This is a genomic window from Dysgonomonas sp. Marseille-P4677 (genome assembly GCF_016652235.1).
Lineage (GTDB): Bacteria > Bacteroidota > Bacteroidia > Bacteroidales > Dysgonomonadaceae > Dysgonomonas.
Genome location: NZ_JAEPKU010000149.1, coordinates 1 through 10,290 on the forward strand (window position 1 = coordinate 1; position 10,290 = coordinate 10,290).

General features: G+C 36.6%; 8 protein-coding genes. 6 read left to right on the forward strand and 2 right to left on the reverse strand.

Annotation, left to right across the window (positions count from 1 at the left end; genetic code table 11):
* A partial coding sequence (locus JGH11_RS17360) for a cytochrome c biogenesis protein CcdA (RefSeq protein WP_201113916.1) occupies positions 1 to 2,014 on the reverse strand: 2,014 nt, incomplete at its 3' end.
* A gap of 230 nt (positions 2,015 to 2,244) precedes the next feature.
* Here JGH11_RS17360 and dnaG point away from each other — a divergent pair.
* The 6 genes from dnaG to JGH11_RS17390 all read left to right on the forward strand — a co-directional run bounded on the left by dnaG (position 2,245) and on the right by JGH11_RS17390 (position 8,647).
* Positions 2,245 to 4,245: a DNA primase gene (gene dnaG, locus JGH11_RS17365; RefSeq protein ID WP_201113918.1), complete on the forward strand. Its 2,001-nt coding sequence runs from the start codon at positions 2,245 to 2,247 to the stop codon at positions 4,243 to 4,245.
* A gap of 48 nt (positions 4,246 to 4,293) precedes the next feature.
* Complete coding sequence (locus JGH11_RS17370) at positions 4,294 to 4,692, forward strand: hypothetical protein (protein WP_201113920.1); 399 nt, start codon at positions 4,294 to 4,296, stop codon at positions 4,690 to 4,692.
* A gap of 2 nt (positions 4,693 to 4,694) precedes the next feature.
* Complete coding sequence (locus JGH11_RS17375) at positions 4,695 to 5,309, forward strand: hypothetical protein (RefSeq protein WP_201113922.1); 615 nt, start codon at positions 4,695 to 4,697, stop codon at positions 5,307 to 5,309.
* A 181-nt stretch (positions 5,310 to 5,490) separates the two neighbouring features.
* Complete coding sequence (locus tag JGH11_RS17380; RefSeq protein WP_201113924.1) at positions 5,491 to 6,165, forward strand: porin family protein; 675 nt, start codon at positions 5,491 to 5,493, stop codon at positions 6,163 to 6,165.
* 251 nt (positions 6,166 to 6,416) lie between these two features.
* Entirely contained in the window at positions 6,417 to 7,325 is a 909-nt protein-coding gene (locus JGH11_RS17385; RefSeq protein WP_201113926.1) for an ABC transporter ATP-binding protein, read from the forward strand.
* Positions 7,325 to 8,647 (forward strand): ABC transporter permease, encoded by a 1,323-nt coding sequence (locus JGH11_RS17390; RefSeq protein WP_201113931.1) that lies wholly within the window; start codon positions 7,325 to 7,327, stop codon positions 8,645 to 8,647. The genes JGH11_RS17385 and JGH11_RS17390 overlap by 1 nt, the downstream gene beginning before the upstream one ends.
* A 79-nt stretch (positions 8,648 to 8,726) precedes the next feature.
* On the opposite strand, the gene JGH11_RS17395 is transcribed toward JGH11_RS17390, so the two are convergent.
* On the reverse strand, positions 8,727 to 10,290 hold a 1,564-nt coding region (locus JGH11_RS17395; protein ID WP_201113933.1), incomplete at its 5' end, for a DUF4139 domain-containing protein.

Below are 10,290 nucleotides of genomic sequence, written 5' to 3' on the forward strand. Positions count from 1 at the left end.
ACCCTATATTCAGGAATTTTATATATTCAGGAACATCTTCATTAAATGCGTAGGATGGGCCTATAGGTTTACCGGTATTATCCAACAGCACATAATACGGTTGCGAATTGGTACCAAACTTGTGACGTTGCAGATAACTCCATTTATCGCCTATAGTTTTAAGCTTTGATATTTTTCCGTTTTCTTCAACTTCTATCACTTCCGGCAGTTTCTTTTTATCATCTACCATAAGTGTGATCAGTACGTAATCTTTCTCCAAAATATCTTTTACCCGTGCATCAGTCCAAACAGAAGCTTCCATCTTACGACAGTTAACACAGCCATAGCCTGAAAAGTCAATCATCACTGGTTTATTATTCTTGCGTGCATATTCCATTCCAGACTCATAATCATCGAACATGGCATGTACCTCTCCTTTATATAAATTGAAATCCTGTGTAAACAATGGCGGAGAGAATGCACTAATAGATTTAAGCGGTGCACCCCATAATCCCGGTATCATATAAACAGCAAATGCAAATGAAATAATTGCCATAAACAGGCGTGGCACCGAAACATACTTAAGATCACTATCATGTGGTAATTTCAATTTACCTAGAAGATACACACCTAGCAATATAAAGATTACAATCCATAACACAAGGAATACTTCACGGTCGAGAATACCCCAACCATAAGCCAAGTCTGCCACAGACAAGAATTTTAGTGCTAAAGCCAATTCCAAGAAACCTAGTACTACCTTCACTGAATTAAGCCAACCACCCGATTTAGGCATACTCTCCAATAATGACGGAAATATGGCAAATAAAGTAAACGGTATAGCTAAAGCAATGGCAAACCCTAACATCCCGATAGCAGGGGCAATCATACTCCCCGAACCCGCTGCCTGAACAAGCAGAGTACCGATAATAGGTCCTGTACAAGAGAACGACACCAGAGCCAGTGTAAAGGCCATAAAGAATATGCTTATTATTCCTGTTGTGGAGTCGGCTTTACTATCCATCTTATTAGTCCACGAAGAAGGTAAAACCATCTCGAATGCGCCAAAGAAGGATATAGCAAATACAACCAACAAAGCAAAGAATATAAGATTGAACAAGGCACTTGTAGACAAGTCATTTAAAGCACTTGCTCCAAATATACCTGTAATCAAAAGGCCTAATGTTACATATATAAGAATTATACCCAATCCGTAAGTTACCGCATCGCGAATAGCCTTACTCCGATCTTTTTTGTTTCTTTTCAGGAAGAAGCTTACCGTCATCGGTATCATTGGCCACACACAAGGAGTCAATAAGGCTATAAGCCCTCCACCAAATCCACCAAGGAATATCCAAAGAATAGACATATCTGAAGTATCTCCAGCAGCCCCGTAAGCTTTTAGTTCTTCAATTACAGGTCTCCAAAGATCACTTATATCTCCATCTGCCGAGTTTGTTATCTGAACCAAAGAATCCCCTTGAGCAACATCCGATGTTTCGGATTCTACCGGAACACTCCCCTCCTCTACTTTTTTATCCAGTTTATCAGCATTTGCTGCAACAGCTACAGTAGCAGGTAAATCTTTCGATTTAAAATTCAAATCTATTTTAATAGGAATACATTGGCCATCTATTTCGCTGCATACCTGTCCACGAATATCACCCTCAAGAGTAAACGCAGCTTTATCTGTTATTTTCAGCTGTTGTACAAAAGTGGCTTGAGTTTCATAGTAGCCATACTCCATCTGAAATATATCATCATATTTTTTCTTCAATTTCGAATTTACAGCCTTGAATCCACCTACTTTGGTTGCACCTTTCAGATTATCAATCGAAATAGTTGTAGGCATGGGCCCCCCTTCCGGGACATTAAGATCAAATATATGCCATGTGGGCTCGATCTTAAAACTAGCGTTCAGTTCAACATCTCCGTTTCCTTTATCAACCAATTTGACCGTCCATGATGCCGGATCCTGAGCATAAAGACTACTAAATGAAACTAGAGCAATGATTAAGTGTAGTATTTTTTTCATAATGTTAATTATCCAATATTCACTGTTACTTACAAGAACGCCAAAGTTAAGAAAAAGAGTTAAATCCGAAATATATTGATAACCTTTTTTATTTTATGCAATTCCGTATTCAAGATATTTTTTAGTACTTTCGTACGTGAAAAGCAAGTATAGATGCCTACAAAAGCAACTATCTATATGACAGCTACCATATTATAAATATTAATATTTTTTTTGATTTTAATTACAAAATGATAGATCAGGGAACCATAGACCGCATAATGGATGCTGCTCAAATTGTGGATGTAGTATCTCAGTTTGTCACCCTCAAGCGCAGAGGGATAAACTATGTTGGCTTATGCCCGTTCCATACCGACAAGACTCCATCATTTTATGTTTCACCGGCAAAAAATATATGTAAGTGCTTTGCTTGTGGTGAGGGTGGCACAGCCGTTCACTTCATTATGAAGCACGAACAGCTTTCGTACTACGAAGCTCTGAAGTATCTGGCAAAGAAATATAACATAGAGATACAAGAACGGGAATTTACCGACGAACAGAAGCAGGCTTATAACGAACGCGAGAGTTTATTCATCCTCAACGATTATGCCCGCGATTATTTTGTAAATACCCTACACAATCATATTGAAGGTAAGTCTGTAGGTCTAAGCTATTTCAAAGAACGTGGATTCAGGGAAGATATTATCACAAAATTTCAGTTAGGATACAGCCTTGACCAAAAAGACGCTTTCACTCAGGATGCTCTTAAAAACGGTTATAAAGAAGATTATCTGGTTAAAACAGGCTTAACAATAAAGGGTGATAACAGTAGCTATCTGGTAGACCGTTTTCGCGGACGGGTTATGTTTCCTGTACATACCTTATCGGGAAAAGTAATTGCCTTTGGCGGACGTATCCTCAAGAAAGCCGAAAACACAGGTAAGTATGTCAATTCACCTGAAAGTGAGATATATCACAAAAGTAACGAATTGTATGGTATCTTCTTTGCAAAACAAGCAATAACAAAAGCTGATTGCTGTTATCTCGTTGAAGGATATACGGATGTGATCTCTATGCATCAGTCAGGGATAGAGAACGTGGTTGCATCGTCAGGTACAGCTCTTACCAGTGGTCAGATACGTCTTATTCACCGTTTCACAAACAACGTGACGGTGATCTATGATGGTGACGCTGCAGGTATAAAAGCAGCACTCAGAGGAATTGATCTTTTGCTGGAAGACGGAATGAATATAAAAGTCATTCTCCTTCCTGCAGGTGAAGACCCCGACTCTTTCGCAAAAAAACAAAATGCAGATTCGCTTACCCGATTTATAAAAGAAAATGAAGTCGATTTTATTCGTTTTAAAACAAAGCTTCTACTTGATGAAGCTGGAAATGATCCGATAAAACGAGCAGCATTGATTTCTGATATAGTAAACAGTATTTCAATTATACCAGACAATATTATACGTACTGTTTACATTAAAGATTGCAGCACATTACTCGATATAGACGAACGAGTTCTTATGCAGGAAGTCACAAAGAAACGTCTGGCTTATTTAGAAAAAAATACTCCAAACAAAATAGAGTCCGAACTCTCGGCTATAAATAATGATTTATCGCAGATAGCAACGCGTAACAGCAAAACCGTTGTAAAGAAAACACCGATCGATAAATTCGAACTCGCCATACTTTATTATATAGTACGTTACGGTATGGAAATACTACTTGAAGGTGGAGAAGAAAACAACATTACGGGTGATATGCCTACTACGGTTATCGATTGGGTAAAGTTCGATTTACAACGTGATGGGTTCTGGTTTACCAACCCTTTATATAAAGTCATTCTGGAGGATGCTATAGAGCGCTCTGTAGACGAAACATTTAGCCCATCCCGATATTTTCTTGCTCATACAGATGCACAAGTAAGTAAAATTGCAGCCGAACTGGTAAGCGACAGATATCAATTGAGCAAGGTACACATGAAGCAATTTGGCGAAAACCTAAAAAGAGAGGAAACCCCTCTTGCCGAAGAAAAACATTTATTGAAAGATGTACCCCGTGCAGTAACAGAACTCAAAAATATCTATATATCAGCTCAAATAAAAGAGATTAAGGATAAAATGGAACAAAAGCAGAAAGAAGGGGATTGGGATGGAGCCATTGAACTCATGCAACAAGTAAAAGAGATGGAGGAAGTAAAAAAACTTTTAGCTAAAGAGCTGGGTGAAAGAATAATACTAAGATGGTAAAGAATTACACTACTAACATATCACAAACATTCTACACTAAGCTATATAATGAAAGAAAAAGATACGGATGAAAGACAAGACCATACCTATGATAGTGAAGACCACTGTGTCCCCGAAAGATTTCTGACTTTTCTAGTAATCGCTCAAAGTTGTATCATAGGGCTATTATTCTACCTTATTGGGCTGACTTACAGCAAAAACAGCGATTTATTATATTCAATTTTACAGCTTATCATATGCCCACTAAGCATTGCAACGACATTATATTTCGGATGGAAAAGAACAAAATTGCCTGCAAACAAGAGGAAATTGAAGCTTGCTCTAAGAATATTAGGGATCATAGTCGCAGCAATAGTATTAGTATACCTAGCTACAATCATATTTGCTTTAATTCTAGCTGCCATTCTTAAAAGTGGCAACAGTGGAGGAGGTAACCCTTGGTTATGACAATGGAAAAAGAATTAAGAAAAATAAGTAACTATTACTTTATCATTATTATCGTCCTATGTATTTTCTGGTTCTATAGATTACCTCATACTGAAGATTATAAATATGATGAGACCACTGTATTTGCTGAAGTACAAGTTATGGATTCTACTCTCGAAATATTAGAAGTCGATTTAGGTCAATACGCATTCGGAAACCATGAATATTATATATTTAAGTCACCATACTTATCCAACAAATTCAATATAGAAGATGGCTTTGTAAGCCTTGACAGACAACAGTCTAGAGAGTATAACAAATCAGCATACAAAGAGTTGGGTTATTATTCTTTCGGAGAGGATGTCTTTTATGACGCAAAGATACCACAATACGTAGTAGACGAAATAGCAACCGAAATTGAAAAGACAAAAGCTAAATCAAGATATTTCAGATATTATTATTCAATCCATGATCAAGGCAAAGTTCGGTTGAAAATAATGGAAGAATTTCATGGTTGGGAATATAAAGATAAGAAGGACATATTTATATATTCATGTTATTATCAGGCACAAAGAATAGATATGACAGTTACTCTAAGAGCCAAATTAAAAAAATATTTTCCGACTCCATCAAAATAATATAATAAGATCAATTCTATCAAACACATTGTGCAGACTACGATTCCCTAAGAAATAAATTTAGAATCCGTTTAAATTGCATCCTTTAAAAACCCGTATTCTTTGTTTTCTCCTTCTATTTACTACATTTACAAAAATTCGATAGAAGACCTTTTTTATAAAACAAACATTAAGACACACTATGAAAATTTTAAGCAGATTATTTTTAATTCTACTCATTTCATCAGTCGGTATCGGAGCAAAGGCCCAGATATACCCTACAAACGAAAAGCGTGTGACACTACAATTACGAGGAGGCTTAAACATTTCCAATGTGACAGCATGGGATAATCACTATGACAGTTACGATAATGCAACTCCAAAAATCGGATTCAACTTGGGCGGTATACTTGATATATCCTTGGGAAAGGGAATATACCTTCAACCGGGACTTATGCTAACATCTAAAGGAGCAAAAGTAGATGATGTTCCAATAAGAGACCAAACCGCAGATGCTACTATGAATGCCATATATCTACAGGTTCCTGTTTATGTAGGCTATAAATTTGCCTTTTCTAACGGTAATAATATAGGTGTTAGTGCCGGTCCTTATTTTGCATACGGGGTAGCCGGAAAGACTTCTTTCTCGGAAAGATATTACTCTGGGATGACCAGTATAGATACCTTTAATGATTCTAATCTATGGAACAGGCCCGATGCCGGAATCGGTATCGAAGTTCAGTTCGAACTCAAGAGAATCGTATTTCTAATGGGTGGAGATATAGGTTTGGCAAAAGTATGGAAAAGAGAATCTCTCTCGCATGATATATATGTGAGTAATAGTAACACCTATTTTTCTATCGGGTATAAACTATAAATATATGAGATACAAAAAGAAAGGAGTGAAGAAATTTCACTCCTTTTTTTACTTGAAAAATTAAAATCTTTATCTATAAATAAAAGACTCTTTCTATAAGTAAAATAGGGTAACACCAAAAAACAGGTAAAAAGTGTATAACTTTGTCACCTTTTAGTTAAAATAGTAATTCAAAAAAATAATCATTTGTGATTATTTTATAGTTATCACGACTAACTAAGTATAGCATAAAAAACATCAAAAATATCGACATGTTATATCTTGAGACACAAGACATTGTAAAACAATACGGCAATTATACTGCGCTTAATGGCGTAAGTATAAAGGTACCTAAAGGTTGTATTTATGGATTATTAGGTCCGAATGGGGCTGGAAAATCGTCCCTTATCCGAATCATTAACAGAATAACAGCCCCCGATGCTGGAAAAGTACTCATCAATGAGCGCGAGTCTACAGCTGACGATATCTTCAATATAGGTTACCTCCCGGAGGAAAGAGGCTTATATAAAAAGATGAAGGTAGGCGAACATATTATTTTTCTAGCCCGCCTGAGAGGTTTGTCAGTTGAAGAAGCAAGACAGAAAACCAATTACTGGCTAAATAAGTTCGGTATTACCTCTTGGGAAAATAAAAAAGTAGAGGAACTATCAAAAGGGATGCAACAAAAAATACAATTCATAGCAACTGTAATACATGAACCCGACCTGTATATTTTGGACGAACCTTTCAGTGGATTCGATCCGGTAAATGCAGAATTACTAAAGAACGAATTATTAGACCTAAAAGCCAAGGGTAAAACAATAATACTTTCTACTCATAATATGGAATCGGTAGAAACACTTTGTGATGAAATATCTCTGATCAACAAATCACAAGTGGTTTTACAAGGCAATGTAAAAGAGATCAAAGCTCAGTATAAGCAACACATTTTTAAACTGAATATCTCAGGAGACAATTTCGACATAGAATCTTCTCATTTTTCGGTTCTATCGCAAAAACTAGAAAAAGATTCTGTAGAAGTACGGATAAGACGTAATGATGACGTTTCAAACTCAGTATTACTCAGTGATGTGGCAACCAAATATGAGATTCTTTCTTTTGAAGAAGAATTACCTTCAATGAATGACATTTTTATACAAATCGTTTCTAATCCGGCATAATGAAAGCATTAAAATTAATTATACAAAGAGAATTTCTTTCAAGAGTAAAAACAAAGGCTTTTATTCTAACAACATTACTTACACCGTTCCTTTTTGCAGCTGTTGTTGCTTTACCTACCATATTGATGATGGTAAGTGATAACGACGACATCAAGAAGGTTTATGTAATAGATGATACAGGTATGTATGCCAGCTTATTCGAATCGGGTAAAACATATGAGTTTATTAAGTTATCAGCCAATGACAGTACTAAACGGGAGAAGGCATCTGCTTTATTACAAATAAGTGATGACCTGAAACAAAACCCTAAAGCTGTAACTTTTTTCTCGGAAAAGCAACAGCCACCAAGAGAACTCACCGCATATATCAATGATATACTTACTGAAGCTGTAAAGAATCAGAAAATAGAAGATTTTACAGCACAAAGTAATATTGAGCCACAGGTAGTAAGTGATTTACAACAAATTCTAAAATCTAAAGACCGTATATATGTATCGACCATACGTTGGGATGAAACAGGTAAAGAATCGGAAACATTAGGCGAAGCTGCGAGGATAGTTGGCACAGCCCTTACTTTTTGCATGTTCTTCTTTATAATGATGTATGGGTCTATGGTTATGCAAAGTGTTGTTGAAGAAAAAAGCAACCGGATCATAGAGGTCATAATCTCATCGGTGAAACCTTTCGACTTAATGATGGGTAAGATTATCGGTGTCGGCTTGGTAGGTCTGCTACAGCTTGTCGTTTGGCTCATATTAGGAGGTGCTGCTATGATAGCCGTTCAAATGTATTTCGGCATGGATATGAATATGTTATCATCTCCTGATTCCCAGCAAGCAATGGCGATGTTGCAAAATAATCCTGAATTAGGTGCCGGATTATTAAAAGGTCTAATCAATATCAATTGGATACAGGTAGCCATCTGTCTTATTGTCTACTTTACAGGAGGATACTTATTATTTGCTTCCCTATATGCCATGTTTGGTTCGGGAGCGAATGATTCTCAAGAGGCTCAACAACTTATAATGCCTGTAATGGTGATACTGATGGTCGCATTTTACACAGGTTTCGCCGCTGCACAAAATTCAGAAGGAGCTATGGCCTTTTGGTGTTCTATTATACCATTTACATCACCGGTAGTGATGATGGTGCGTGCACCCTTCGAGATACCATTATGGGAACTTTTATTATCCATAGCACTATTATTTACTACTGCAATATTGATGGTGCAACTGGCAGCCAAAATATACCGTGTAGGTATTTTGATGTACGGTAAAAAGGTTACTTTCGCCGAAATGTTCAAGTGGTTAAGATATAAATAAGAGAAATATATTAGAATGAAACACTTCGCTACGATAAATCGTAGCGAAGTGTTCTTATTATAACTTAGCGTTCTTATTATTAAAGATTCAGATTACTATCTTTCGGATATTTTACACTATAACTGATCTTATATTCTTTTGTTTCACCTGGTTTTAGTTCTTCTTCCCACGTAATCACACCAAGTGACTCTCCATTATAGGTCCATGGTGTTGTTTCTTTCTCCAACAATTCCACATCTATTCCTTTTTGCGAAGATTTAGGGTACTGATCTTTCAGTGTCATTTGCACCGGTTTGTTCTGATTATTCCTTACGGTAAGTTTATATGTAAATACCTGCTTGGTATCGCTTCCCAAAAACCGGGTACTGCTATAGTCTTCCAGTTTCTCGCGCTTTACACTTACCCGCTTGTCTGTGCCTAATGTCAGAGTAAGCTTTTTATGGGTGGATCGTGCATCTATTGTCGTTTCTCCAACATAGGTACCATCATAGGTAATACTAGCTTTACCTGTCAATAAGCCTAACTTCTCCCAATTAGATATTTCAGCCAACAGATAAGTTTCCGTATCCAGCTTTGGTGCACAATAGTACTTATACTCTGCCTCCGTTTCTTTAGTCTGTAAATCAATACTTTGTTCTTTTCCATTACCGGGTATTGTATAAGGCATATCGATGTTATATACCATATTCAGATCGTTTTCTCTTTGTGTTATATAATCATCCATGCTACTCTTCAAAGATATTACCACAACCCCATTTGCACCCTTCGAACCATATATCCCGGTTGAAGCTGCATCTTTCAACACTTGTGTTTCTTTTATCTTATCAGGATCTATAGATGCTACAAAATCTGCATCTACAGGTACACCATCAACTATATACAATGGCGTTTGTACCAGACCATTTACATATCCGACATTCACATTCCCGAAAGGGTCAACTTCCGATACCATTTTCTCATCCGCAACACTAGTTCTATTCAAAGAATAAGAATAAGTATTCTGTGCCGCAAAATTGAGAGAAGAAGCTCCGCGAGTTTGAGTATATTTGGGAGTTGGCCTGTAATAATCGAGAAACCATGCGTTAAATAAAGGAGCCACCTTACCATTACTTGGTGTTGCTGACGACAACGTCAACTTTACTTTTTCCCAGTCCAATCCGGTGGTTTGTCGTACCTTCGACTTAGCCAATATCTTAATAGGCTTATCGGTAGAAGTAATATTTATATCATAATATGGGACCCAATTTGCAGACATAGTATAATAAGAAATGACAAAATCGCAATTCGCAGCAAGTGGAGATGAAAGAGTCAATTTCAATACTCCTGACGTTTTACTGTTTTTCAACGACTCCTGATCCAACTGTTTCTGTAAACGAGCAATCGCATTATCATAATTATTTTTCTTTTCAGCGTTCTGTGATTGCTGGTTTTTCAATTCAGTCGATTTCAATCTATAATAATCCATTGTTTTAGCAAGTTCATCTATACCTAAACCTTTATCTGATCCGGCTACATTCTTATCTGTACCTTTTTGCAGCATAGCCAGTAAGTTTTCTGTTATAGAAGTCTCTGTATTTACTTGTTCTAACTTTTTCTGATAAATAGTTATAGAATCTTTTATTTTTTTTAGCGTAGCGTTAGCC

What these genes read in the sequence shown, in the direction of transcription:
- JGH11_RS17390 (WP_201113931.1), top strand. Translation starts at nt 7,325, where the DNA reads ATGAAAGCATTAAAATTAATTATACAAAGAGAATTTCTTTCAAGAGTA.
- JGH11_RS17375 (WP_201113922.1), top strand. Translation starts at nt 4,695, where the DNA reads ATGGAAAAAGAATTAAGAAAAATAAGTAACTATTACTTTATCATTATT.
- JGH11_RS17385 (WP_201113926.1), top strand. Translation starts at nt 6,417, where the DNA reads ATGTTATATCTTGAGACACAAGACATTGTAAAACAATACGGCAATTAT.
- JGH11_RS17380 (WP_201113924.1), top strand. Translation starts at nt 5,491, where the DNA reads ATGAAAATTTTAAGCAGATTATTTTTAATTCTACTCATTTCATCAGTC.
- dnaG (WP_201113918.1), top strand. Translation starts at nt 2,245, where the DNA reads ATGATAGATCAGGGAACCATAGACCGCATAATGGATGCTGCTCAAATT.
- JGH11_RS17370 (WP_201113920.1), top strand. Translation starts at nt 4,294, where the DNA reads ATGAAAGAAAAAGATACGGATGAAAGACAAGACCATACCTATGATAGT.